Source organism: Pseudomonas sp. FIP_A4, assembly GCF_036701605.1.
GTDB lineage: Bacteria > Pseudomonadota > Gammaproteobacteria > Pseudomonadales > Pseudomonadaceae > Stutzerimonas > Stutzerimonas phenolilytica.
This window is the reverse complement of the sequence record NZ_JAYDXP010000010.1, coordinates 1-309: the sequence shown is the minus strand read 5'-3', so window position 1 is coordinate 309 and position 309 is coordinate 1. Positions and strand designations below refer to the sequence as shown.

Annotated in this window: 1 protein-coding gene; it reads left to right on the top strand. The window is 68.6% G+C overall.

Going from position 1 to position 309, the window contains the following annotated elements; all coding sequences use genetic code 11:
- A partial coding sequence (locus tag U8L64_RS00050) for a hypothetical protein (RefSeq protein ID WP_333392697.1) occupies positions 1-309 on the top strand: 309 nt, incomplete at both ends.

Sequence of the window (309 nt, the reverse complement as noted above, 5' to 3'; positions counted from 1 at the left end):
GCCTACAACGCCGCCACCGGCGTGGCGAGCTACACCTACGAACTGACCGAAGCGACCACCGACGGCGCCGGCACCGAGACCGACACCTTCAGCCTGAGCGTGACCGACGGCACCGGCAGCTCGACCCCGGCCAGCCTGGTCATCGAAATCGTCGACGACGTCCCGCACGCCGTGGCCGACAGCGCCAGCGTGGGCGAGGACAGCGTCACCGCCATCACCGGCAACGTGCTGACCAACGACCTGCACGCCAACGACCAACCGGGTGCCGATACCCCGAACAGCTTCGTCAACTGGACCAGCACCACGGCG